This window comes from Paenibacillus sp. FSL H8-0260 (assembly GCF_045040625.1).
Taxonomy (GTDB): Bacteria; Bacillota; Bacilli; order Paenibacillales; family Paenibacillaceae; genus Paenibacillus_AQ; species Paenibacillus_AQ odorifer.
This window is the reverse complement of sequence record NZ_CP150298.1, coordinates 5,104,302-5,129,455: the sequence shown is the minus strand read 5'-3', so window position 1 is coordinate 5,129,455 and position 25,154 is coordinate 5,104,302. Positions and strand designations below refer to the sequence as shown.

18 protein-coding genes are annotated in these 25,154 nt (G+C 45.8%); 13 read left to right on the top strand and 5 right to left on the bottom strand.

The window, feature by feature from the left end; translation table 11 throughout:
* Positions 1–5 precede the first annotated feature (5 nt).
* Entirely contained in the window at positions 6–344 is a 339-nt protein-coding gene (locus tag MHI51_RS22900; RefSeq protein ID WP_076221192.1) for a hypothetical protein, read from the top strand.
* A gap of 157 nt (positions 345–501) precedes the next feature.
* On the opposite strand, the gene MHI51_RS22895 is transcribed toward MHI51_RS22900, so the two are convergent.
* Positions 502–1,344: a hypothetical protein gene (locus MHI51_RS22895; RefSeq protein ID WP_076278197.1), complete on the bottom strand. Its 843-nt coding sequence runs from the start codon at positions 1,342–1,344 to the stop codon at positions 502–504.
* Between the two features lie 89 nt (positions 1,345–1,433).
* On the opposite strand from MHI51_RS22895, the gene MHI51_RS22890 reads away from it, so the two are divergent.
* Together MHI51_RS22890 and MHI51_RS22885 are read left to right on the top strand one after the other, a co-directional pair.
* On the top strand, positions 1,434–1,688 hold the full coding sequence (locus tag MHI51_RS22890) for a glycoside hydrolase family 2 protein (RefSeq protein WP_256719114.1): 255 nt from the start codon (positions 1,434–1,436) through the stop codon (positions 1,686–1,688).
* A gap of 235 nt (positions 1,689–1,923) precedes the next feature.
* The gene (locus MHI51_RS22885) at positions 1,924–4,113 is read left to right on the top strand and encodes an alpha-galactosidase (protein ID WP_405173290.1); all 2,190 of its coding nucleotides are present in this window, start codon (positions 1,924–1,926) and stop codon (positions 4,111–4,113) included.
* A gap of 1,576 nt (positions 4,114–5,689) precedes the next feature.
* Here the strand turns inward: MHI51_RS22885 and MHI51_RS22880 are convergent.
* The 3 genes from MHI51_RS22880 to MHI51_RS22870 all read right to left on the bottom strand — a co-directional run bounded on the left by MHI51_RS22880 (position 5,690) and on the right by MHI51_RS22870 (position 9,710).
* A complete protein-coding gene (locus MHI51_RS22880) occupies positions 5,690–6,568 on the bottom strand; it encodes an AraC family transcriptional regulator (protein WP_076130289.1) in 879 nt (292 codons plus the stop codon).
* A gap of 75 nt (positions 6,569–6,643) precedes the next feature.
* Positions 6,644–7,999 carry a response regulator gene (locus MHI51_RS22875; RefSeq protein WP_341003471.1) on the bottom strand — a complete coding sequence of 452 codons (1,356 nt, stop codon included), beginning with the start codon at positions 7,997–7,999 and terminating at the stop codon, positions 6,644–6,646.
* Entirely contained in the window at positions 7,980–9,710 is a 1,731-nt protein-coding gene (locus MHI51_RS22870) for a sensor histidine kinase (protein WP_076302658.1), read from the bottom strand. Before MHI51_RS22870 ends, MHI51_RS22875 begins: the two co-directional genes overlap by 20 nt.
* Before the next feature lie 228 nt (positions 9,711–9,938).
* Between MHI51_RS22870 and MHI51_RS22865 the strand changes: the two genes are divergently transcribed.
* From MHI51_RS22865 to MHI51_RS22845, 5 genes are all read left to right on the top strand, one after another.
* Entirely contained in the window at positions 9,939–10,895 is a 957-nt protein-coding gene (locus MHI51_RS22865) for a sugar ABC transporter permease (protein WP_081382600.1), read from the top strand.
* Between the two features lie 42 nt (positions 10,896–10,937).
* Positions 10,938–11,807 (top strand): carbohydrate ABC transporter permease, encoded by an 870-nt coding sequence (locus tag MHI51_RS22860; protein WP_081383383.1) that lies wholly within the window; start codon positions 10,938–10,940, stop codon positions 11,805–11,807.
* 41 nt (positions 11,808–11,848) lie between these two features.
* On the top strand, positions 11,849–13,522 hold the full coding sequence (locus tag MHI51_RS22855; protein WP_405173289.1) for a hypothetical protein: 1,674 nt from the start codon (positions 11,849–11,851) through the stop codon (positions 13,520–13,522).
* 86 nt (positions 13,523–13,608) lie between these two features.
* Positions 13,609–15,033 (top strand): family 43 glycosylhydrolase, encoded by a 1,425-nt coding sequence (locus MHI51_RS22850; protein WP_076219543.1) that lies wholly within the window; start codon positions 13,609–13,611, stop codon positions 15,031–15,033.
* A 26-nt stretch (positions 15,034–15,059) separates the two neighbouring features.
* Complete coding sequence (locus MHI51_RS22845) at positions 15,060–17,063, top strand: beta-galactosidase (protein WP_076219542.1); 2,004 nt, start codon at positions 15,060–15,062, stop codon at positions 17,061–17,063.
* Between the two features lie 77 nt (positions 17,064–17,140).
* On the opposite strand, the gene MHI51_RS22840 is transcribed toward MHI51_RS22845, so the two are convergent.
* The gene (locus MHI51_RS22840; RefSeq protein WP_405173288.1) at positions 17,141–19,423 is read right to left on the bottom strand and encodes a helix-turn-helix domain-containing protein; all 2,283 of its coding nucleotides are present in this window, start codon (positions 19,421–19,423) and stop codon (positions 17,141–17,143) included.
* Positions 19,424–19,686: 263 nt separating this feature from the next.
* Here MHI51_RS22840 and MHI51_RS22835 point away from each other — a divergent pair, with 263 nt between their 5' ends.
* Genes MHI51_RS22835 through MHI51_RS22815 form a run of 5 tightly spaced genes read left to right on the top strand, consistent with a single transcriptional unit; the run spans position 19,687 to position 25,142 of the window.
* The gene (locus MHI51_RS22835) at positions 19,687–20,667 is read left to right on the top strand and encodes an ABC transporter permease (protein ID WP_405173287.1); all 981 of its coding nucleotides are present in this window, start codon (positions 19,687–19,689) and stop codon (positions 20,665–20,667) included.
* 15 nt (positions 20,668–20,682) lie between these two features.
* Entirely contained in the window at positions 20,683–21,552 is an 870-nt protein-coding gene (locus MHI51_RS22830) for a carbohydrate ABC transporter permease (protein WP_076147925.1), read from the top strand.
* Between the two features lie 44 nt (positions 21,553–21,596).
* Entirely contained in the window at positions 21,597–23,159 is a 1,563-nt protein-coding gene (locus MHI51_RS22825; protein ID WP_405173286.1) for an extracellular solute-binding protein, read from the top strand.
* A 46-nt stretch (positions 23,160–23,205) separates the two neighbouring features.
* Positions 23,206–23,985, top strand: coding sequence for a glucosamine-6-phosphate deaminase (locus MHI51_RS22820; RefSeq protein WP_076277421.1), 780 nt, complete (start codon positions 23,206–23,208; stop codon positions 23,983–23,985).
* The gene (locus tag MHI51_RS22815; RefSeq protein ID WP_405173285.1) at positions 23,982–25,142 is read left to right on the top strand and encodes an N-acetylglucosamine-6-phosphate deacetylase; all 1,161 of its coding nucleotides are present in this window, start codon (positions 23,982–23,984) and stop codon (positions 25,140–25,142) included. The genes MHI51_RS22820 and MHI51_RS22815 overlap by 4 nt, the downstream gene beginning before the upstream one ends.
* The last annotated feature ends 12 nt before the right edge of the window (positions 25,143–25,154 follow it).

Sequence of the window (25,154 nt, the reverse complement as noted above, 5' to 3'; positions counted from 1 at the left end):
GGCGGATGTGGCAAAATGAACGGGATAAATCCCGCAGAATGCAGCTGATCGGGCGAATATGGAGAAATGAGCGGGATAAATCCCGCAGAATGCAGCGGATCGGGCGGATGCGGGGAAATGAGCGGTATAAATCCCGCAGAATGCAGCTGATCGGGCGGATGCGGAGAAATGAGCGGGATAAATCCCGCAGAATGCAACTGATCGGGCGGATGTGGCGAAATGAGCGGGATAAATCCCGTAGAAAGTGGCGGATCGAGCGGAAGTGGCGAAAAAAGAGGCATAAATGCCCTAGAATGTTGCGGATGGAGCGGATGTCACCAGATGGGGCGAATTTGGCGAAATGAATGGGATAAGGATAAATCCCCAGAATGCATCGGATCGAGCGGAGCGGACTGAACCGGGACCAATACACCCTAAAGGAGTGATTCCCCCATTAACCGGAGAACCGCTCCTTTTTAATAATCAACTTTATATTCCAATCAACGACGACCTCCGTGATGCTTAACTGTGTATTTTACTGAACTCGATTCGCGAGCTGAAGGACCTGGTAAACTCTTTTTCGATTATTGTTTTCATGATGTTGTGATGCACTTTGAGTTGTGATTGATCGGCGTGGTCTCTAAGGAGTTCAAAGAGCGCTGCTGATTTTTTGAAGCCTGTATCATCGTCTAGCTTGATGCTTAATAACAAGATTTCTAGAATAGTGTTGATTGTATCGTACATATTCTCTTGTTTATAGTAATACATCGCCAGCAAATAAATGTAATCCTCATGGTATCTGATATTTACAATAGTCTCATGTTCTCCTATGTCATCAACATTGATTTTGAATTCCTTCAGAATCCAATCAACGGAATAATCATGTATTATCGAAGATTCTAAGATTGTAATGAGTCCCGGCAATAATTCTTCATCATCACTTTTTCTAATAAACTCAACGTATTTATGTAGCACTCCCATTTTGCCTTCCAGCAGATCGATAACGTATGAATTGGCTTTTGCAATATTGCGGTAATATTCGACTTCATAAATACCCTCTTCATCTAAACCTATTATCCAGCCCAGGTCAGCATACTTCTGAATACATAGTTTTGCCTCGTCATACTTACCGGACTTTTGTAGTGCTATACCTTTTGCGCATGAGCTATATCCAAAATAATAGGGGATACTCCGCTTCAGTTTAGTACCTCTTATGAGGTTACTATTGTTTTCATATATGATGGAAATTTGTTCGTGAAGCTTATCTGCAATTTCAATCATGGCATCCCAATTCTCAAATGAAAATGATGCCTTAAGCATCTGAATCAAGGAATCCACATTCAACCCTTCCAAATCCAACTTCAATCCTATCTCCCTTTCTAGAGCATATCATGCATCGATTAAGATAATTGTATTTCATTTCTAAATTATTCATTTATTTTACATTAAATCATGTGATTTCCATCACGTTACATAAGATCAAAAGGGTCTTTATTAATAATTTTCAAAATACTGTGAAGTCAAAAGCATATGCCCGTTTCGTTGGACTTGATTTCAAGGAAAGAGATGCGATCTTCAGTGATAACTATTTCGACCTGTCAGCTGGCATTTCAAGAATCGTTACGGTTGCCAAAAAAGATCTCGACAAACCAGCTACGGCTGAGGAACTGCGTGCCCAGCTTACTGTACGTTCCGTCTTTGATATTTAAGCAAAAGGTTATTTTCCTACTATATCTTAGGCTACCAATCTCCAAATGACAGTTTGATGATATATATTCTAGTGGTTTAGATCCTGTGTATAGATAGATCAATATTTTACTATAATAGGTATAGATATTAAGATTGTATACCCTTCCATTTCACTCTAAAATAGACTTCGAAGAAGCATTAACTACAAACAATAAACGTTCTATTGAGCTACCTTAAGGAGAGTGCAAACATATTATGGGTATTTATTATGACGACAACCGCAAGGTGTTTCATTTACAGTCAGAGAAATCCAGCTATATTATTGAAATGATCAAAGGTGTTATTCCAGCGCATGTCTACTGGGGCCCACAATTGGCAGGGAGAGAATTTCAACACCCGTTGAATTTGGTGGAACGTTGCTCTTTTAGTCCAACTTATTTGCAGGAGGATAAAAATATCTCCCTCGACACCTTGCCAAGCGAATTCCCTTCCTATGGAAACGGGGATTTCCGCGAACCGGCACTGGAGGTTCACCTAGTAGATGGCACGACCGTAACGGATTTCCGTTATAAGAGCTACACCATTAATAAAGGAAAACCTGCACTCAAAGGTCTGCCTGCTACTTATGTTGAAAGTGATGAAGAAGCAGAGACCTTGGAAATTATACTGCAAGATGATAAAACAGGATTGATCGCTGCCTTGAGCTATACCGTATTTAACGATCAGGATGTTATAACACGTTCCGTGCGGATTGAGAATCTGGGTAAGGACAATCTGGTTTTGAAAAGAGTATTAAGCGCGAATGTTGACTTCCATGATTCTGACTATGACATGCTGCAATTATCCGGTACTTGGACTAGAGAACGCCATATTCACAAAAGACCCCTCGTTCCTGGCATCCAACGGATTGACAGCAAACGCGGCTCCAGTAGCCATCAGCAGAATCCTTTTATGGCCTTGCTTGCAAAAGATGCGACAGAGGACCATGGCGAAGTTTATGGATTCAGCCTTGTGTATAGCGGGAGTTTCCTCGCCCAAGCAGAAGTGGATCAATACGGAATATCCAGAGTTGGGATCGGTATTCAACCTTTCAATTTTCAGTGGCTGCTTGAACCGGGCGAATCCTTTCAGGCTCCAGAAGCCGTATTGGTAAGATCCAGTGAAGGGCTTGGCGGATTATCGAGAACCTATCACCGTCTGTATCGGACCCGGTTATGCAGAGGTGAATTCCGCGATAGCAAGCGTCCTATTCTGATTAACAACTGGGAAGCGACTTATTTTAATTTTAACGCGGATAAAATCAAAGAAATTGCTAAAGCAGGCAAAGAGCTAGGCCTGGAGCTGTTCGTGCTGGATGACGGCTGGTTCGGCAAACGTGATAACGACGACAGCTCCCTGGGAGATTGGGTAGAGGATCGTCGCAAGCTGCCTGAAGGTCTTGGAAAGCTAGGCGAAGATATCACGGCAATGGGCATGGAATTCGGATTATGGTTCGAGCCAGAAATGGTATCGCCTGAAAGTGATCTTTACCGTGAACATCCAGACTGGTGTCTCCATGTACCTGGGCATAAAAGTTCATTAGCCCGCCAGCAGCTAGTGCTGGATTTATCCCGTAAGGATGTATGTGATTATATCGTCGAGTCAGTTAGCTCGGTATTATCATCCGCTCCGATTACTTATGTGAAATGGGATATGAACCGGAATATGACGGAGATTGGATCAGCGCTTCTTCCAGCCGAACGTCAACGTGAAACGGCACACCGTTATATCCTTGGACTTTATGATGTGCTGGAACGTATCGTTTCCCGTTTCCCTCATATTTTGTTCGAAAGCTGCTCCGGCGGTGGCGGACGATTTGACCCGGGAATGCTGTATTATATGCCACAGACCTGGACTAGCGATGATACGGATGCAATGGAAAGATTGAAGATCCAATACGGAACAAGTATGGTGTATCCTGCGAGTTCAATGGGTGCCCATGTGTCGGCTGTTCCTAACCATCAGGTACATCGTATTACACCTTTGGAGACACGTGGTCATGTCGCGATGTCGGGTAATTTCGGCTACGAGCTGGATTTGACCAAGCTTACTGAAGCTGAGCGCGAGGATATCCGCAAGCAGGTTTCGGAGTACAAGGAACTGAGAATGCTGATTCAGTACGGTGATTTCTATCGACTGCTTAGTCCTTTTGAAGGAAACGAGACGGCATGGATGTTTGTTTCCGCTGATAAAAAAGAAGCCTTCGCCACCTACTTCCAAGTTCTGGCCGGGCCTAATCCACCGTTGCGCAGATTGCGTCTGAAAGGACTCGACCCTGCGAAATCGTATAAGCTTGAGTTTAACGGCGGAGTATACAGAGGGGATGAACTGATGCACTTCGGACTCACGCTTCCACAGCTCGAGGGCGATTTCAGAAGCCTACTTTTCGTGCTTAGAGAAGTTTAATCAAAAAAGGAGGGGGTCCCAAAAGCCATTGGCTGCTGGGCACCTTCCTTTTTTCTCCTTTTTTGAGTTCTTTTGTGACTAGCTGCGCGCCCGAAGCTGTTATTGGATGGGGTGTTTAGCAAGATGCTTTGCTAGCCAAGTGCTGCCGTACGCGAATTAGTGCGCCTTGCAAGTAGCTTGACGCCACTGGAGTTGAGTGTTTATAACTCGAAGTCGGCGGGCTCAAATTGGCACCATGCAAGTTGCTTCCCCAGCCAACACGGTGCTATCGGACTCAAATGCCGCTAACCGCAGTCTTTTCACACATTTGGAGTTTTATCGGACCGCATAGTCGCTATTGGCTCGAAAAGTACCTAATATGCACCTCTTTCGAAGGAATAGCTGCACTGGAGTCTGAAACTGTGCTCAAAAGGCGGAAAATTGGCAAATAGCGTCATTGGGGTCCGAAAGCGGCGGTAGAGGGGTGACACGGTGCTTTCGTATGCGAATTAAGGTGTTTAGCAGGATGTTTACCTAGGCGGGGGCTGCTGGACGCGAATTAGTACGCCTTGCAAGTTGCTTACCCATCCAACACAGTGCTATAGGACTCAAATGCCGCTAATCGCAGTCTTTTCACACATTTAGAGTTTTATCGGACTGTATAGTCGCTATTGGCTCGAAAAGTACCTAATATGCACCTCTTTCGAAGGAATAGCTGCACTGGAGTCCGAAACTGTGCTCAAAAGGCGGAAAATTGGCAAATAGCGTCATTGGGGTCCGAAAGCGGCGGGGGATGGTTATCACTCGGTGCTGCTGTACGCGAATTAGGGTGTTTAGCAAGTTGCTTCCTTAGCCGTGGGCTGCTGGACGCGAATTAGTACGACATGCAAGTTGCTCACCCATCCAACACAGTGCTATCGGACTCAAATGCCGCTAATCGCAGTCTTTTCACACATTTGGAGTTTTATCGGACCGTATAGTCGCTATTGGCTCGAAAAGTACCTAATATGCACCTCTTTCGAAGGAATAGCTGCACTGGAGTCCGAAACTGTGCTCAAAAGGCGGAAAATTGGCAAATAGCGTCATTGGGGTCCGAAAGCGGCGGGGGATGGTTATCACTCGGTGCTGCTGTACGCGAATTAGGGTGTTTAGCAAGTTGCTTCCTTAGCCGTGGGCTGCTGGACGCGAATTAGTACGCCTTGCAAGTTGCTTACCCATCCAACACAGTGCTATAGGACTCAAATGCCGCTAACCGCAGTCTTTTCACACATTTAGAGTTTTATCGGACCGCATAGTCGCTATTGACTCTAAAAGTACCAAATATGCACCTCTTTCGAAGGAATAGCTGCACTGGAGTCCGAAACTGTGCTCAAAAGGCGAAAAATTGGCAAATAGTGCCATTGGGGTCCGAAAGCGGGGGAGGGTGGTTGTGAGTTGGCACCACCAGATCTGAATGGTTACTACTTGCATCCACCGGCCCCGAATTAGCACCCCACGCATGCCACGCCTGCCACGCCTGTCACGCCTGTCACGCCTGCCACGTCTGCCACACCTGCCACTCAGCTCTATCGAAGCCGAATAGATATGCCTAGCAACATCAATTTTCAAAAAACACATGTTTGGACAGGAACTCTAGGTCCTGCTCGCGGTAAGTGGAGGGGCTAACTCCAAAGTAGGAACGAAAGACTTTGCCGAAATAGCTGGCATTGTCAAATCCGGTGTCCACAGCGATCTGGTAGATCGTCTGATCTGTTGTTTTCAGCATAGATGCTGCCAGCTCGATCCGTCTCCTTCTTAAATACTCAAAAGGCGAGAGATTGATGTTTTTTTGAAATAGCCTGCAAAGATGATGTTTAGAAATTCCAACATGTGCGGCGACATCGTCTAAGCTAAGGTTATTATTGTGCAGATCATTTTTCATGAATTGTATAGCGGCATGGAGTTTGTCATTTTTTATATAGGTGGTTAACAAACTCGGTTTCTTGAGGTATTTCTCCATGGACAATATCCACTGAAAGGCTTTCCCCGTTAGAAAATGCAAATCTCTTTCTTCATCAACCTGGATGTCCTTGAACATACTCCACAATAAATCCATCGGAACCGATTCCTGAGGGAGTTCTATAATGGGACCGCCATGTGCGATCAGCTGGTTCCAGAGTGAAATAGCTAGAGGTCCTCGTACATTCAGCCAAATGAATTCCCAGGGCTCTGTACCTTCTTCCGGATAATAATATCTGTGTATACTGGGGACAGTCACTAGGAAAGCTTTGCCCTTCGTTAATGGGTGAACAACCCCGTCTATTTCAATTCTACCCTCTCCAGATAAGGTGTACTGAAAAATAACACAACTTCTCTCCGTCCGGTTCTGGCCGTTGAATGAATATGCCGGAGTCTCGGCTTGTTCCCAGCCAATAGAATCAAACAGAAGCATAGAAGCTTGTTCTTCCGAGCGAATGGTGTAGGAGGAGCGCAACATTAGCAGGTTTCCTTTCCGTGGTTCGTTACTTCATTCAAAGTGTAAACTTTTTTGTTGATCTGTTCAATTTTTGTTTCATTTAATCTGCTGTCTTCGATATTGATAAGGCGTAATGCCATACTGATCTTTGAATAGCTTAATGAAATATTGTGGCTTTTTGTAGCCGACTAGATGTGAAATATCGAGCACATGTAAGTTGGAATCGATTAATAACTTGGAGGCCTTTTCCAAGCGTTTAGAAGAAATGTAGCTCGATAAATTTTCACCCGTCTCCTGCTTATAAAATTTGGACAGGTAAACAGGATGTAGGTGAACAATTTTCCCTAAGTCCTCCAGGCTCAAGCAATCACTAATATGATTGGAGATATAGGCTTGAATGGTATGAACAATGTTTTGATTGGAAAATTTAGCGCTTCTATCTAATTGGGTGAGGCTCTGCAAGATGGATTGAAGAGCCGTATTTGGCTCTGATAATTGATTGAAAATCCAGTCTGCGACCTCAGCTGATTGGATTTTATCGGTTGTGGAATACAGCAAATTAATGAATTCGAGCAGGTAGAGGAGCTTTTGTTTTTTGACAGTGAGCTTGGCAAAGTTTTTTAAAATGTTTTTTCTGGTTTGTTCCCATTCTCCAAGCTCTAATTTAGGGAGAGCACTAGAGGCACTCAGCATAGTAAAGTCACTGGCCCCAATATTTTCATTAAAAAAGAAATGATAAAAAATATGCCGAACAGCATGCTTTTGAGAAAATTCAAACGGCTCGGAAAAAGAAATGGAATCGACGCTGCTTGCCACAGTTTCGGTATTGGATTCTGGAATAATTCCAGTAATGGCTGATGGAGTGATCCAAATAAAGTCCCGTCCACCATTATGATCTTTTAACATCATTTCATCTTTCCCTCTAGCCCCTGAGACGTGAAAAAAGCAAAAGTGCTCATTCCGTAAAGCAGTATCGAGTGTGCTGTGATCATAACGTAGTGGGGAAGGTCCGCTAATAACAGAAAGCAAGTAACCTAGCCCATCTATCTTTTTCTCTGCCACTGGGGTTTTTGGGGGTTTCTCAGCGATATTCTTAATAACTTGACGCATGGCTTTTTCCATATCCTCTTTATCTACCGGCTTGAGTAAATAATCCAAAGCGCCCAGACGGATGGCTTGCTGTGCATAATCAAATTGAGAATAACCGGAAAGGAAAATTACCTTGGTATTGAGCTTTTTCTCATGAACATGATGCAGTAAATCAATGCCGGATACCTCGGGCATACGAATATCTGTAATAAGGATATCTATATGATTCTGATTCAATAGCTCCTTGGCTTCAATCGAATTTGTTGTCGTCTCAATATGCTCAATTCCAAATTTGCTCCAATCCAGCAGGTGTTTTAAATATTCAACGATGTAATGCCCGTCATCAACTATCAATAATCGCATATTGTCCTCCTTCATCCAGCGAGAAATCTATGAATGCCAGCACGGATAAACCACCCCAGTCATTGATGAAGAACCGCAGTCCGCTTAATTCACCATACGCATTTTTGAGGCGATGATGAATGTTCCAAAGACCAATTCCTCTTGATCCTTCAGGGGGGGATTCATTCTCAAGTCTGGCCATTAGCTGGTGTATTTCCTCATTAGATAGCCCCTTACCGTCATCGGCTACAATAATTAACGCTCCAGTATCAAGTTCTTTTACATCTATAGTAACGCGATAAGCCCCTTGCTGTTCTTCAATCCCATGCTGGATTGCGTTCTCGACCATAGGCTGGATAATCAGTGGCATAATCAGATGCTCTCCCAGTTCAGGAGGCAGGTTGATTTCATAATTTATTTTTTTGGAAAGTGACATGATGGATAAAAAATGATCGGCAAGCTGCAATTCAGAAGCCAACGTAACATTATCTGAATTCATTTTTGTTAAATAACGATAGTACTCTGCTAAATGCTTGCTCATCTGCATTACGGCTTCCGGTGAAGTTTTTGCCACAGCCATAATGAAAAACAGATTATTGTAAAGAAAATGTGGATTGATCTGAGCCTGTAGCTGTTTCACTTCGGCGTTTCTGCGCAGCTCGGTTTCTATTTTTAATGAAGCGAATAAGGCCTGTATTTTGGCGACCATGTGGTTAAAGCTTTTAAATAGACTATAAAATTGATTGTCCGGGTTCTCACTAATTCTGGTGCTGTAATTCCCTTGTTCCACTTGGTAGAATTTCTTGTCGAGCAGATATACATTGCGATAATAGTTTCGATAGAACATAAAAATCACGATAAGGCCAATGATCAAGATCATTAAGATGCTGACAAAAAACACCTGTTTATTCCGGTTAAGCGGATTCAAAAAATCACTCATTCGCGTATAGGTAACAAGATACGTATCAATCGGCTCAATATACTTTGATAAAACATAATAATCATCATCGTTGATATGATAGTCAAACTTTAAAATTTCATGTGCATTGGGTGTTATCGTCTCCTTGGCTTTTTCCTCGATTCGAATATCCACCGCTTTATTGCTAATCATTAAACTCTTGTTCACAAGTAAAAAGGCATTGGAGCTCTCGCCGCCACTCACTGCTTTTTCTAAAAGACTTGTTAAATACTCCTTTTTCAGCTTAACGCCCACGATGTACTGAATATTGGCAGGATTCTTAGGTTCATGAATATAAGGGTAGATTGAAAAATAATACAAATTGTTATTAACAATCTGCCATCCTCGCTGCGTGACCTTCTGAAAGGGCTGTTTGGCAAGCGAATCATGACCCGTAAAAATAAAAGTGCCGTCCGATTTCCAGTAGATACCGATAGATTCAATCGCCTGACTGGAGAGAAGTGGTGCTGATATGCGGTCATAGATATCGTTTTTTTTCATCTGGGCATCGTAATTGTTCATCTCTTGTATTTTGCTTTGATAGAAACGTACGGAGGTGTCGGCTGTATATTGGATGCCATACAAACTTGCCTCAGAGATGATGCCATCCAGAATGCTTTCCGTATAGGCTAGCTGATTTTTGGAGGAGTTAACCAAGCTCTCTTGAATGGTTTTGGAACCTAGGGAGTTCATTACGAAAAACAAACTTAAGGTAAGTAAAAGGAAAAAAACGAAAAAATATATAAATCGTTTCATATTTACTTTTTTAATCATAAGCATTACTCCTGTCGCTAGGACTCGTGTGAATTCATCATAAGCTATATATTCCAAAAGAAAAAGAGAAGAGCTCTCGCAAAATGAAAGCGTTTATAAAGATGTTTAGCGAGTGGTTATGATATTTAATTTGAGACATTTTCGAATGAAAGCGCTTTTGTTAACATTAAACCAGAAAGAAATTAGCAGCCAAGAATGTAAAAGGGGGTAAGCACAATAGCACAGATAATGAATACCCAGCTCAAATGGAGTGAGAAAGCCAACGTTAAAAAAAGCAGAAAGAATCCTTGGAAAAAGGAAATCAAAAAAAATTGGCCATTGTATGTTTTATGTATCCCAGCTTTGGTATTCGTTCTAATTTTTGCCTACGGTCCTATGGTCGGATTAGTGATGGCCTTTCAGGATTACAAGCCCTGGCTTGGAATTACAGGTTCAACTTGGATTGGTTGGGATAACTTCGCAAGAATCTTCCAATATAAAGAGGCAACACAATCCATTATCAACACCCTCATTATTGCTGTAATCAAAATTATAGTCGGAATTATTGTTCCTATCTTTATGGCGATTCTGCTAAGCGAGATTAGAAACATGGGGATTAAAAAGAGTATTCAAACCTTGGTCTATTTACCGCATTTCCTCTCTTGGGTAACCGTTGCCGGAATCATGATTGATATCTTAGGTCTGGATGGGGGCATAAATCATTTTCTTACGAATTTCCTCGGACTGAAACCAATTTTCTTTTTGGGCGATCCTACGCTGTTCAGACCGACGATCATCATCAGTGATTTATGGAAAAACTTCGGATTTGGCATGATTGTCTACTTAGCGGTGATTACAGGGATCGACCCTTCTTATTATGAGGCAGCTGAGATCGACGGCGCTTCACGCCGCCAACAAATACGCCATGTTACCTTACCGAGTATGATGCCGATGATCATCGTAATTGCAACGTTAAGCCTTGGAAATATCCTGGATGCAGGATTTGACCAAATCTTTAACTTATACAATCCACTCGTATATAGTACGGGAGATATCATCGATACTTATGTTTACCGGTCATCGTTATTGAATGGCCAATACGGTTTTGGTACCGCTGTTGGATTGTTTAAATCCGGCATCAGCTTCATATTAATCGTAATTTCCTATCGAATTGCTTACAAGGTAGCTAACTATAAAATATTTTAAGCCGAAGTTGTTAAGCTTACAAAACTGTTAGGAGGAATGGGAGTGTATTATAAATCCAAGGGATATAGGATATTTTCGATTTTCAATCATATCCTCCTGATTCTAGTAGCCTTATCGTGTTTATTGCCTATGCTTCATTTACTAGCACAATCATTTAGTAGTAAGACGGCGGTAAATGGGAATTTGGTATCCTTTTGGCCGGTGGACTTTAATATCGAAGCCTATGTGAAAACTTTTAAAAACACGAATTTTACAGGCTCCATGAGAATCTCAGTGGTCCGGACGGTACTGGGGACGTTAATCAGTATGTTTATTATTACAACGGCGGGGTATGCCTTGTCCAAAGATTTCCGTGGGCGTAATGCTTTAATGTGGATTTTTATATTCACGATGTTGTTTTCCGGTGGATTGATTCCTTCTTATATATTGGTTACGAAACTTGGGCTCAAGGACACGATCTGGTCGCTCGTGCTTCCCGGTGCCTTCGGAGCTTATAATTTGATTCTGATTATGAATTTCTTTAAAACAATCCCTAAGGCGCTTGAAGAGGCGGCATTTATCGATGGGGCTTCGTTCTTCGTCATTTTCCGGAAAATCTATCTTCCGCTTTCCCTTCCCGGTCTTGCAACCGTTGGATTGTTTATCATGGTGGGGAGCTGGAATGCATGGTTTGATGGGATTTTGTATATGTCGAATACAACGGACTATCCGTTAGCTTCATTCTTACAGACTGTAGTGGTGCAAGGATCAGCGCAGAGTATGGCACTTAGTCAATCAGAAGCAGCCGCGTTGTCAGAACAGAGTATCAAAGCTGCGCAAATTTTTATTAGCACACTGCCCATTATCCTTGTGTACCCTTTTCTACAGAAGTATTTTGTCAAAGGCATCGTTCTGGGTGCTGTAAAAGAATAACGTGACCAACATATAAAACTTTAATTCAAAGGAGCTTATTGATGAAAAAAACAGGGGCCTTAATAACGACTACTGTATTGATGGCAGGATTGCTATCGGGCTGCGGCTCAAACGGTAAAGAATCTACTGCGGCAGAAGCGGTTCTCAAAGACGGCAAATACGATCCTCCTATTACTATCAACATCGCCAAGCAACAAGATGAGAATGCAGGTAAATATATCAACGGGGAGAGCTTAAATGATAATGTGTTGACCCGCTGGGGTGTCGAGAATCTAGGGATTAACATCCAAACTACTCTTTTGGGCGGTGATGCCTCCCAATATAATACGAAACTTCGTTTAGCGCTCACTGGTTCCGAGAAGCTTCCGGATGTTTTGCCAGTGTATGATACCTCATTAGAAAATGATCTGATTCAATCTGGACTTGTAAAAGATATTGCGGAGGACATTAACAAATATATGCCTGAGCGTCTGAAAGAAATATATAAACAATATCCAACAACGTTCAACCCGGTTATCCAGGACGGCAAGGTTTATGGGATGGCGATCTCGCCCAATCTCACTGAAGGTGAGATCATGCTTATCCGTCAAGATTGGTTAGATAAATTAAATTTAAAAGCGCCAACAAATATAGATGAATTTGAACAGGTAATCGCTGCTTTTACGAATGATGATCCGGACGGTAACGGAAAAAATGATACTTATGGATTTGATTTCTCGGGAAAAGATTCTTACAACACGGGCTGGGTAAGCGACTCTGTAATGATTTTTAGTGCTTATACAGGGAAGAGTCTCCCCGGCCAATGGTATAACGACAATGGTAAACTTACTTACGGTTCCGTCGCTGATGGGACAAAGGATGCGTTAGCTAAACTTCGCGATTGGTACTCCAAAGGGTATTTAAATAAGGAGCTGGCTACACAGGGTGCATGGGATGCACTGGCGGATTTCACTGAAGGTAAAGCAGGGATTATTATTGGCCGTCCTTGGCTGTACGGCAGTGTTAAAGATGTGGAAACTAACGTAAAAGGGGCTAAAATCAAAGCTTACCCAACAATTAATGGTGTAAGTGGGGATCGAACCTACCAATCCGGTCAACAGAACGATGGTGTCTTTATGTTTAATAAAGACTTTAACAATATGGAAGCTTTCTTCTTGTATTATGACAAGCTTTACGATGCAGCATTTGGTACCGGAGATTTCAAATATGGTTATGCTCAGGGATATGATTATGACATCGTTGGCGATGAAGTGGTATTCGATTCCAAAAAATTCAATACGCCTTTGGATGCCGCTCAAGGTGTAGGGAAAATGGCTTTTACCAAAAATACACCAAGTGTGGATGGCCCAGGTAAATCTTTTTATGATCTTTCCAAAGGTGCACAAGCTGAGAATGGGGTCTTGATCAGATCGGCATCAAATGATGAAACAGCCAAAGAGGGATATGTGATTTCCTATGAGAATAGAGAGTCACTGCTTCCAAATGCATTTAACGGTCCACCTACCAAGACCATGCAGACAACCTGGGAGCAACTGAATACGATGGAAAAGGAAACCTTCACCAAAATTATTTACAGTAAAGAGCCGCTAACTGCGTACGATGACTTCGTGAAGCAATGGCATGACAAAGGCGGTACGAAAATTTCCGAAGAAATCAACGAATGGTATAACAATGCTAGCAAGGTGGATGTGATGTCTCAGATGGGATTGAAATAAGTTCGCAAGAACAGCAGGTTCAGTTAAGGTCATCCTTGGCCGGACCTGCTTTTTTGTCTAAAAATCTGATCCTCTGGAGGTTAATCATGGACGAAAATGCGAGTACAGTCACCCTACTAAATAGCGCTCCACTTCTGGATATGAGCGGAAATCCTGTACATGCACATGGTGGACATATGCTCTATACGGATGGATATTATTACTGGTTTGGTGAGAACCGGATGGATCGGCGGAGAGTGAGCTGCTACCGATCTGTGGATCTAGTGAATTGGGAATGGCGCAATGATGTGCTCACACTCGATTCACCGGTACAGCCGATTTATCATCGCACCACATTAGAGCTTGAACCCTTGGACAGGGAGGGGCGCCCAACGGGTGCGGTAATTGAGCGCCCAAAAGTACTCTACAACAAACTTACAGGGAGATTTGTTATGTGGATGCATTGGGAAAATGGACGCGACTACTCTGATGCGCGCTGCGCGATCGCTGATTGCGGGACGGTAGATGGGGATTATGTTTACCGGGGCAGCTTTAATCCGATAGGTAACATGTCTCGGGACTGCACCTTGTTCCAGGATGACGATGGGACGGCATATTTTATCTCCGCGGCAAGGGAAAATGCTGATCTTATTATGTATCGTCTGTCACCTGATTACCTCAGCATAGAAGAACAGTTCAAGACCTTGTGGCCCGGACAAGCACGTGAAGCACCTGCATTAATGAAACGTCAGGGTGTATACTTCCTCATCTCGTCCGCCTGTACGGGCTGGTTGCCTAACCAAGGAACCTATGCCTGGTCTGAGGAATTATTTGGTCGTTGGTCACCCTTGCTGCCTTTGGGCGACATCACTACATACGACAGCCAGCCTGCTTTTATAGTTCCTATTGTAGGAACAGACAATGACCAGTGCTCTTACTTGTATGTTGGGGATCGCTGGGACCCTGCGGATTATTATGCCTCTTCCTATGTATTTCTGCCGCTCAGCTTTCCTTCTGACCGGGAAATGAAGCTTGACTGGGCAGAGCGAACGGTGGTTGACCTTAGGAAGGGAATCGTAGCTGTGGAATGCGGCTCTGGTAGTGGTCTGTTCAGATTGAAAAGCTTAGGAATGGGGCTTTATCTGGCGGCGGGAAATCAATCCATTGAACATGAGGAGACCCTGAACGTCGAAGTCCGGACGCTTTCGTATGAAGATCAGCAGCAGAGATGGACGGTTGAATACGGGGAGAGGGGTAGGGCGAGAATTCGAAACAGTGAAAAGGCCTTATCTATTGGCCCGTTGAATTCCTTGCTGCTGGAGCCTATTCGTGACAACGAAGATCAGTTTATATGGTTGCTTACAGAGACAGAAGCAGGTTCACTGACTATTGGGAGCAATGACGGAAGAGTTCTTACCGTAGCAGGAGAACAGCGTGGGGGCTGGGGTTGTGTGTTTCTTGAATCCACACGCTGCCATGATCCCCGTCTAGGTGCAGACCCGCAGCTTTTTCAACTGATTTCAGTAAGGTAAACAGTTTAGAGAAAAGAGGTATACCGATGAGTTTATCTGTCTCCTTCCCTATGGAATGGTTTAAAAGTGACCCCCATACACAACTTACTGCGACTTCCTCTGAGGCGTTTCAGTTCATCACTACACCAGAAGGTGGTGGATTTGAGCTTCAGCCAGGGCAGCTGGAATCCGCCGCTTGGTGCGATTATGGTTTCGTTAATGCAAAGGTTTACCATGAAAGCCATGACGTTCTGGTGCTGTTATTCAGTTTTTATGATCGGGATCATCGCGTCATTACTTATCATGTAGGAATTTTACCCGGTGTGCGCACGGAAATTTGTTTACCCTTGATTCATTTAAATGGTGAGAAGCTGTTCCTTCCCCGTTATCCGGGTGTGATGCAGACAGTACTGAGGGGAGATGCAGGCATCGATCGCAAGCATATCACCCGATTCTCTATCGCTACTCTCCCTTCAACAACAAGTAGAGCTGTGCAAATTAGTGACTTGGCTCTAAGTCTAACTGAGCCCGTCTTTGAGTATGAACAGCAACCATATATAGATGATCTGGGCCAATTAAAGGGAAGGGATTGGCCAGGGAAAACGGTTGATGCAGAAGCGTTGACGGATTGGCTGCGCACAGAGCGGCAACTTGCGGCACAAGCTGATCACAATGGAGGTGACCTCAGCAGGTACGGAGGTTGGAAGGCGCTGAGATTCGCGGCAACTGGATATTTCCGCACGGAGTTTGACGGCAGCCGCTGGTGGTTCGTTGATCCAGAGGGTTATGCCCTGTTCAGTACGGGGATGGACTGTGTGGGTCCAGCTTGTTCTATGCATGTAACTGGCATGGAACACTTGATACCCTCATTGCCGGAGCGGGAAGGACTCTATCAAGAAGCTTGGTCACAGGATGGCGAGGAATTCAGCTTCGAGATTGCTAATCTGATCACTGCTTTTGGGGCGGAGTGGCGCTCTAACTGGGTGGCTATGACGGATTTTCGCTTACAACAATGGGGATTCAACACCATCGGTAACTGGTCTAATGATAGATTTATCAACGAATCCCAGCTTCCGTATGTTTATCCTCTAGTGGACTTTCCTATGACGGAGCAGACTATTTTCCGGGATTTCCCGGATGTGTTTAGCCCGGAGTATGAGCGGAATGCCGGGAGCTTTGCGGAGCAGCTTCTTCCATTAAGGGAAGAGCAGAGAATGGTCGGTTATTTCATGCGTAATGAGCCGCATTGGGCATTCGTGGATGGGTTGAATTTGACCGGGCAGATGCTGAAATCTCCGGTCCGTTATGCCAGTAAGAAGGAATTCATTCGCTGGCTTGCAGAAAAGTACAAAACAGTGGAACGATTAAACATGGCGTGGGATAGCGTTTTTGAAGAATTCGAGGATTTATACGATGTATTGAATGTGAATGTAACCGGGGATAATCTCACTTCTGCCCGAGAAGTGGATTATAACCAGTTTAACCGGATCATGATTCGACGGTATGTAGAAGTGCCGGCCCGTCTTTGCAAGCAGACTGATCCGAATCATCTGAATTTGGGAATGCGTTATGCCTGGGTTGGCAGTGATGAGGTGCTGGAGGGCTGCGAATGGTTTGATGTATTCTCTATGAACTGCTATCAGTTCAGTCCTGACAAGGAACAGATCGCCCAGATCAGCGGACGACTGAACAAACCAGTCATGATTGGGGAATATCATTTTGGTGCGGCTGAAGGCGGCATGTTGGCTTATGGGATCCGTGCGGTGGCAACCCAGAAGGAGCGCGGTGAGGCTTACCGTTATTATGTGGAGCAGGGGGCAGCCATCCCGCAGCTCATCGGAGTCCATTATTTTCAATGGAATGATCAGCCTGTGCTCGGACGTTATGACGGAGAAAACTATCAAATCGGTGTAGTGGATGTCTGCAACCGTCCATATGAACCTTTCGTGCAAGCAGCGAGAAAGGCCCATGACCAGATGTATCAGGTGCGGACGGGTATGACAGCGCCCTATAATATTGTGCCAATGGAGATTCCGAAAACGGGATTCTGATTGCAAATCTTTACAACAAAAAGGCCCCCAGCCAATGGGGGGGCCTTTTTTGTCCTCTCCTCTGCAATGTAGCCTCTTTACAAGCCAAGGCCGGAGGAGGGGAGTGAATCATCACGGGAATAGCGCTTGCGGTATTCGCCCGGAGTTATTCCAGCACAACGTTTGAACATACGGATGAAGGAATTTACGTTCTGATAACCGACCTGAAGCGCGATATCCTGAATCCGCAGTTCCAGATTCATTAGCAGCTCTTTGGCCCGCTCAATCCGCAGATTGTTCAGATATTCACTGAAGTTGATGTTTGTTTTCTCTTTAAAAATGCTGGACAGGTAACCTGGAGTTAAATTTAACTTGTCTGCTACTAGGTTGAGGTTGATGTCCTCGCCGTAATGTTTGTCTAAGTAATCCAGCACAAAGCTGATAATGGGGTCGCGCGACTCCGAGCGGCTACTGATGACCACGAGCACAGGACGAACCAGATCACGCAGCCATTCCTTGTATTGATCCATTGAGTGGAAAGCGTTAAATGGCTCTAGTGGGGGTGGTAAGAGACGCTCCGCTTGGGGCAGATTCAGCCTCGTCACCGTTTTGCTCGTCTGTTCCGCTGCTCCCAAGGCAAATGCCCGAAAATCCGCCGCCGCCGCGTCCTTGTGCTGCAGCTGCTCCAGCTGACGATCCAACCAAGCGAATACAGCCTCCTCATTGGCAGACTGCAGCAGATTGTGCAGCTCCTCTCCGTGTGTCACCTTTAAATGAAAGGATTTGGCGGATGAGGCTCTAGGTTCTACGATAATTTGTGTTTCCCCGTTCAATCTACGCTCATTTAACAACATCGATAGATTATTGTAGGCATCGGTAAATGAGGTTTCGCCTGAATATACCGGACTTACAGCAATAGTCAGATATAAGGATGTCTCCGAATCCAGCAGCTCCTTAAGGGTATCAAGAGCCTGCAGAAAACTGCTCTGCGGTCCGGGATTGAACAGGAGCAGCATGAGCTGATCATGTTCCGGCTGGAGTGCGACGCTTTCGCTTTCACCACCAGTGATCAAGTTTTGAACCAGCTTCCATAACATCAGTGTGTGTTTCTCCAATTCGTCCGGTAAGGTTTTGAAGCTGACCTTGAACAGAATGGAGGCATAGGGCTGTTCGGATTGCCTTACATCTTCAAGCTCCGCGAGGCTTTTACTCAGCGGGATATTTTTCACTTTATGAGTATAGGCATATTGGCGCACCAGTGAGTTCTTATGATCAAGATCGGTCTGGATGAAGCGGTTACTCTCCAAAATGGAGCTCAGGCGGTCGCCGATAATGGCGAATTCCTTCACACTGCTCAATTTTTCAGGCCGGCTGCCTGCCTTACGGTCCAAGGCGGCAATCAGGCGCTGGAGCGGTTGGTTAAGCCGATGGCTGAAGATTAGGGATGAGAGAACACTGATCAGTACTGCGGCAGAGAGTAATACAGCCAGCAATAGCTGCATCCCCCGCATTTCCGCAGCAATAGCCGCCACCTGGGTCACTCGGATATAGGTGAATCCAGTCTGTTTACCTTTTTCATAGAAGTAATATTGGTCTCCGACCCGCTCATGGGCATTGCCACTTTCCGGAAGCTGGCTTGTTTGCAGTTTACCCTCTGATGTAGAGAACAATAGATTCTTCTGCGCATCCAGGATATAGAACGGGGTATTGCCGGCATCTCCGTAAGCGGCCTGCATCAGCTGCGGATTCAGCATGACAATGCCGTACACTTCCTCATAAGGAATCGCTTTGACCAGCACTGGCATTAACCTTCCGAGCGTACGGGTGGAATGTATGGTTTTCTCGGTAAAGGTTACGGCGGGCATGACTTTTAAAAATTGATTGTCCATCGTTTGCCGGCTCCAGTACTCCGGAGGGTATTCTGCACTGAAGTAGTATTTACCGAACATATCTGCGGCGCTGCTTAGGCCCTCCCTCTCCAGTACATAATTTTCCTTTTTAAAATAAAGAATGAAATTTTCGATATGCAGAAAAGGATTAGCATACAGCGTTGAGAGATCCGATATCACTTCTGCCGGGATATCATATCGTCGGTTCTCTTTGAGGTGGCTTAGAATGCCCAGATTGGCAGTCCATGAATCGGATTGGGTGAGGGCAAGAATCATGTTCTGAGTCAACCGGAAATGATTTTCGTAGCCTTCGACCGTTTGTGCGAGGCCTAGCTCATTTTGCCGGATCATCTCCTTATAGATTTTGCCGCTTAAATAAAGATGGGAGAACAGATTAAATGATGCCAAAATCAAGATGACACTGAGGAAGCTTAGCATCAGCTTAACGAACAGGGCATTCAGCGCAAATTTGCCTGTAACGGATCCCTTCATATGTATCCCCCTTTGGATGCACCCGTAAATGAATTGGATTAATTCTATCATAGCGGCAAAAAGCTAACACCAACAATATGCAATTTTGCTGATTTGTACGCTATTCTATGGAAATCCGCAGTTAAGGCGAAATGTTATATAACATGTAGATAGCGCTTTCCAAAGAAATGCAGCTATAATTCGGAGACAAATCCCAGGAAAAAGGGGGAAGTAATCTGACATCTATATGATTTATGATCATTTTAAGAAGAGGAGACATGCATATGGCTCAAGCTAGCGTAGTGCAGGGCAAAATGCGAAAGAAAGTGCACCGGCGACCCCAACGACCTCAACGCCACAAAGCGGGAATCCTTCGAACTTGGAATAAAAACAAGGCGCTCTGGCTGCTGTTCCTGCCGTGCCTGTTGTATTATTTGATCTTCCGCTATGCACCGATGTTTGGATTAGTTATCACTTTCAAGGATTACAATCTTTTTAAAGGGATTTGGGCCAGTGATTGGGTGGGACTCAAATATTACAGGATGTTTATAGAGAATCCCGATTTTTGGCCGCTGATGAAAAACACTTTTCTGCTTGGTTTATATAAGCTGTTTTTCGGCTTCCCGGCACCCATTCTACTGGCGATTCTGCTTAATGAGGTGCGCAAGGCTGCTTTCAAACGAGTTGTGCAGACCGTCAGCTATCTTCCACATTTTATCTCAAATGTCATTGTAGCCAGTATGGTGATCATGTTTTTATCCCCAACCGGAGGGCTGATTAATAATCTGCTTGGTGCCATAGGGATTGGACCGATCAATTTCATGAATGAACCTGGATTGTTCCGCGGTATTTATGTCCTGTCGGAGATCTGGCAGCATATCGGCTGGGAGACTATTATCTACTTGGCCGCGTTGACCGCTATCGACCCGCAGCTGTATGAAGCTGCTGATATGGACGGAGCCAGCCGCATGCGTAAAATATGGCATGTCACCTTGCCCGGCATTTCACCCGCCATCGTGATCACCTTGATTCTTAATATCGGTAAAGTGCTCGAGATTGGCTTCGAGAAGGTGTTCCTGATGCAGAATCCGGCGATCTACGACACAGCGGATATTATCAGTACTTATGTCTATAGGGTGGGTATGGTGCAGGGGAACTTCAGCTATGGCGCTTCTATTGATCTTTTTATGGGCGTGATTAGCTTGATCTTCATCTATACAGCAAATTACATCAGCCGCCGTGTAAGCGAGACAAGTTTATGGTAGAAAAGAGGTGTGGTGATGAGATCACCCCGTTTATCCTGGTTTAATGTCGTGAGCACTTTTATCCTTCTCGTGGTTGTGGTGGTCACGCTTTATCCGTTCCTGCATATGCTCGCTGTCTCTCTCAGTAGTGATGTGCATGTCATGAAGAATACCGTTTCTTTTTGGCCTAAGGGATTTAACCTGAATATGTATAAGCTTGTACTCGGAGATTCGCAAATCTGGGTGGCTTACAAAAATACACTCATTTACACCGTGCTTGGCACCCTTATCTCGCTGGTAGTCACCTCCACGGGTGCCTATGCACTCTCACGCAGTGATATGGCGCTGCGCAAGAGCTTCACCCTGTTGATTGTGGTGACGATGTTTTTCAGCGGAGGAATGATTCCCACGTTCCTCGTGGTTCGCTCCCTGGATATGGTCGATACCGTATGGGGCATGGTGCTGCCGGGTGCGGTTAGCACTTGGAATCTGATTCTGATGCGGACCTTTTTCTCCGGCATTCCTAAAGAGCTGGAGGAGTCAGGCCGCATCGACGGACTGAATGATATCGGCATATTTATCCGTATTATTGTTCCGCTTTCCAAAGCTTCCTTCGCCACCATAGCGCTCTTTTACGCGGTTGGCATGTGGAATAACTTTATTTACCCGCTGCTCTACCTGCGCTCACCGGATTTGTTCCCGCTGCAAGTACTGCTGCGCAATCTGGTGCTGGCTGGCAGTGCTAGCTCAGGGGATGTTACTAGCATTGGAGGTGACAACATGGTGATAGAAGAATCGCTGAAGTACGCGACGATTATGGTCTCGACGCTTCCGATTCTGATTGTGTATCCATTTGTGCAGAAGTACTTCGTTAAGGGGGCCATGATTGGCGCGGTTAAAGGCTGAGGCGGGTGGAACCGTCACAAATTCAGAATAAGGGAGAGATCGTAATGAATAAATGGAAATCTGTACTGCTGCCACTGATGATTGCAGCAACCGTAGTAACTGGCTGCAGCGGAGGGGGCAATGACACCTCGCCGCAGAGTAATACTCAGGGCAGCAGTACCGCTTCACCTGCTGATTCGCCCAAAACGGAAAAAACCTTCACTGCGCTCTTAGACAACAATGCTACGTTCCCTTATTCGAAAAGCTGGCCTATTTGGAGCTGGCTGAAGGAGAAAACCGGTGTCACACTCGAGGTACAGACCCCTTCCGGAAAGCTTGAAGAGAGCTTGAACCTGGCGATTGCCTCGAAGGCAATGCCGGATCTGATGTATATGCCTAACCGCAAAGAATCGAATAAATTCGGGCAACAGGGTGCGTTGGTGGATTTGATGGAGTATATGGACAAAATGCCGAATCTGACCGCCTGGGTAAAGCAGTATCCACAGGAAGCGAAGGCTGCACTGTCTGCTGATGGCAAAATGTATATGTTCCCGAATCAGGGCTTTGGCGAGACGAACCGCATGATCTGGTTATACCGTAAAGACATTTTTGACAAAGAAGGAATCCAGGCACCAGCCACATATGAGGAGCTGCATACAGCTCTAAAAACCTTGAAGGCGAAATATCCGGACAGCTATCCGCTTTCGATCCGCTACGGACAAATTCCCGATGAAATGAATGCCAACATGACTGTGAATTACGGGACGGGTGAAGGGGCTTATTATGATTTTGATAAAAAAGAGTGGCTTTTTGGGCCCACGGAAGATAGTTACAAGGAAATGGTTGGCATGTGGAAAATATTTTATGACGAAGGGCTGATTCCGCCCGACTTTCTATCTCTGCAAACTAAGCAATGGCAGGACATGGTGTCCACGGGCAAATCGTTTGTGACCATTGATTACATCAGCCGGATCGATTTTTTTAACAATGCGATGCAGCAGGAGAATCCGGAGTTCAACATGCAGTTCATGGCTCCTCCAGCGGGCATTGCCGGCGGCAAGCAACTGAACCCGTATTTTCATTATATGGAAGGTGGCCTAACCGTGGCTTCAACCTCGAAGAACATCGATGATGTGATGAGTTATATGGACTTTTTCTATTCCGAAGAGGGACGTACGCTCAGCAGCTGGGGCGTGGAGGGTGAGACATATGTGAAGGAAGGCGACACGATCAAGTTCAAACCAGAGTACAACGATGTGATCGAAATGCGGAAACAGACAGGACTTCAGACTAGCGGAACGTACACCTGGATCGACTTTGGTGCACATCTGTCGTTGTTCTCAGACAATTTGAAGTATGCCTTTGAAGAAGCGACGAAATATGATCCGTCCATGATGCAGCCACGGCCTGCATTTACGGAGAAAGAGAATGAAATTATTGCGATTACCGGCCAGGCGATCCAAAAACACCGCGATGAAAGCTTTGCCAAGTTTGTTACCGGCTCCCGAAAGCTGGCCGACTGGGACAAATATGTGGAGGAGATGAACAATCTCGGCGTGGATAAGCTGCTGGCTACTTATAAGGAAGCTTACGACCGTGTTCAGAACATTCAGTTAAACGGGAATTAATCTGTCTTGTGCCAAGGACAATAGTTGCCCGGAAAGGATGAGCGGGATGAATGACATCATTAAGCCTTTAGAGACACACAGAGTAGAGCAGATGTCCGTTCATGTTTACGAAGATCGTAACCTGATGGGCGCTGCGGCGGCATCGCAGGTCGCGCAGAAAATTAGAGCTTTGCTTCAAGATTCTGCGCGTCAGGTCCGAATTGTGTTTGCTGCCGCACCTTCGCAAAATGAACTGTACGAGGGGCTGGTTCGGGAGCAGGGGATGGATTGGTCCCGGGTCAATGCTTTTCATATGGATGAATACATCGGCCTTGCGGCTTCGGCTCCCCAGCGGTTCGGCCGTTTTTTGACAGATCGTCTATACAGTCGGGTTAACCCTGGCCGGGTAGAACTGCTGGATGGTCTCGCCGCTGATGTGGTGCAGGAATGCCACAGATATTCGGCTTTGTTGAGCGAGGCGCCTATTGATATCGTTTGCCTCGGGATCGGGGAAAACGGGCATATCGCGTTTAATGATCCGCCAATCGCTAATTTTACCGACCCGCAGCTGGTCAAAGCGGTCGAACTGGAGGAAGCCTGCCGCCGCCAGCAGGTGAATGACGGTTGCTTTACCTCGCTGGACGAGGTGCCAACCCATGCGCTGACGCTTACGGTACCAGCCTTGCTGGCTGGCCGTCACCTGTACGGAATTGTACCGGGAGTGTCCAAACGCAAGGCTTTACAGGCGGCGCTCCATGATTCGATCAGCACGGCATGTCCAGCTACTATTCTGCGCACCCATCCGGAGATCACGATGTTCACGGATCGGGCTGCCTTCGGCCTATGAACGCGCCAATTAAGGGAAAGCACTATAAAACTGGGCTGCCGGTTGAGGTAAGTGTTGAGCAGGGGCGAATCACTTCGGTCACCGAACTTGCGGAGAGTCCAGCCAGGGCCGATTGGCCCTGGCTGGCACCCGGGTTGGTGGATCTGCAAGTGAACGGGGGCTGGGGGCTGGATCTCAACACGCTGCCTTTACAGCCTGCAACGGTATTGGAACTGTCCCGACTTCTGATAGGAAACGGGGTAACCAGCTATTGTCCAACTCTGATTACTAATGGCAAAGAAGCGCTGGCTCAAGCGGTCTCCGCCATTGCAGAAGCCGCTTCGCTGTATCCGGAAGATGCTGGGGGGATTGTAGGAATTCATCTGGAAGGTCCTTTTCTGTCACCAGAAGAGGGTCCGCGCGGCGCCCATCCAAGGGAACATATTGGCCCGCCGGATTGGGATATGTTATGCCGCTGGCAAGAAGCGGCTGAAGGGCTTATCCGTATCCTCACCGTCTCCCCGGAATGGCCAAACGCCGCTGCATTTATCGCCCGGTGCAGTGAATCAGGCATCCTTGTTTCCTTAGGGCATACAGCAGCTTCCCCCGAGCAGATTAGGGAGGCGGTTGCCGCAGGAGCGGTGATGTCTACGCATCTCGGCAATGGCACACATCTGACGCTGCCCCGTCATCCCAACTATTTGTGGGAGCAGCTGGCGGCGGATGAACTATACGGCTGTATGATTGCAGATGGCCAACATTTACCACCCGCTCTGTTGAAAGTAATCCTACGTATGAAGCGCAGCCGCACCATCTTGGTCAGCGATGCTGTATCACTGAGCGGAATGCCGCCGGGAACTTATCACCTGCACATTGGTGGAGAGGTTGTATTAACAGCAGAAGGGCGGCTGCATCTGGCTGGCAATCAGCAGCTGCTTGCAGGTTCCGCCATGATGCTTCCAGATCAGGTGGCCTATCTTGCGGAGGCTGGATTAGCCCGGCTGGATGAAGCCTGGGATTGTGCTTCTGCTCATCCGGCTACTTTGCTGGGGCTGGAGCAGGCGGCAGGGCTTAGGGCTGGAGCACCTGCCGATCTCGTGAGCTTCTGCTATGACGACAGGACACTTACCGTGCTGGAATGCTGGAAAAAGGGTCATAGCAAGGCTTGCAGTAATTAATTACAGCAAAGA

Excerpts from the sequence above, each read along its gene's own strand:
- MHI51_RS22900 (WP_076221192.1), top strand. The coding sequence starts at position 6 with ATGTGGCAAAATGAACGGGATAAATCCCGCAGAATGCAGCTGATCGGG.
- MHI51_RS22885 (WP_405173290.1), top strand. The coding sequence starts at position 1,924 with ATGGGTATTTATTATGACGACAACCGCAAGGTGTTTCATTTACAGTCA.
- MHI51_RS22880 (WP_076130289.1), bottom strand. The coding sequence starts at position 6,568 with ATGTTGCGCTCCTCCTACACCATTCGCTCGGAAGAACAAGCTTCTATG.
- MHI51_RS22875 (WP_341003471.1), bottom strand. The coding sequence starts at position 7,999 with ATGCGATTATTGATAGTTGATGACGGGCATTACATCGTTGAATATTTA.
- MHI51_RS22870 (WP_076302658.1), bottom strand. The coding sequence starts at position 9,710 with ATGATTAAAAAAGTAAATATGAAACGATTTATATATTTTTTCGTTTTT.
- MHI51_RS22865 (WP_081382600.1), top strand. The coding sequence starts at position 9,939 with ATGAATACCCAGCTCAAATGGAGTGAGAAAGCCAACGTTAAAAAAAGC.
- MHI51_RS22855 (WP_405173289.1), top strand. The coding sequence starts at position 11,849 with ATGAAAAAAACAGGGGCCTTAATAACGACTACTGTATTGATGGCAGGA.
- MHI51_RS22850 (WP_076219543.1), top strand. The coding sequence starts at position 13,609 with ATGGACGAAAATGCGAGTACAGTCACCCTACTAAATAGCGCTCCACTT.
- MHI51_RS22845 (WP_076219542.1), top strand. The coding sequence starts at position 15,060 with ATGAGTTTATCTGTCTCCTTCCCTATGGAATGGTTTAAAAGTGACCCC.
- MHI51_RS22840 (WP_405173288.1), bottom strand. The coding sequence starts at position 19,423 with ATGAAGGGATCCGTTACAGGCAAATTTGCGCTGAATGCCCTGTTCGTT.
- MHI51_RS22835 (WP_405173287.1), top strand. The coding sequence starts at position 19,687 with ATGGCTCAAGCTAGCGTAGTGCAGGGCAAAATGCGAAAGAAAGTGCAC.
- MHI51_RS22830 (WP_076147925.1), top strand. The coding sequence starts at position 20,683 with ATGAGATCACCCCGTTTATCCTGGTTTAATGTCGTGAGCACTTTTATC.
- MHI51_RS22825 (WP_405173286.1), top strand. The coding sequence starts at position 21,597 with ATGAATAAATGGAAATCTGTACTGCTGCCACTGATGATTGCAGCAACC.
- MHI51_RS22820 (WP_076277421.1), top strand. The coding sequence starts at position 23,206 with ATGAATGACATCATTAAGCCTTTAGAGACACACAGAGTAGAGCAGATG.
- MHI51_RS22815 (WP_405173285.1), top strand. The coding sequence starts at position 23,982 with ATGAACGCGCCAATTAAGGGAAAGCACTATAAAACTGGGCTGCCGGTT.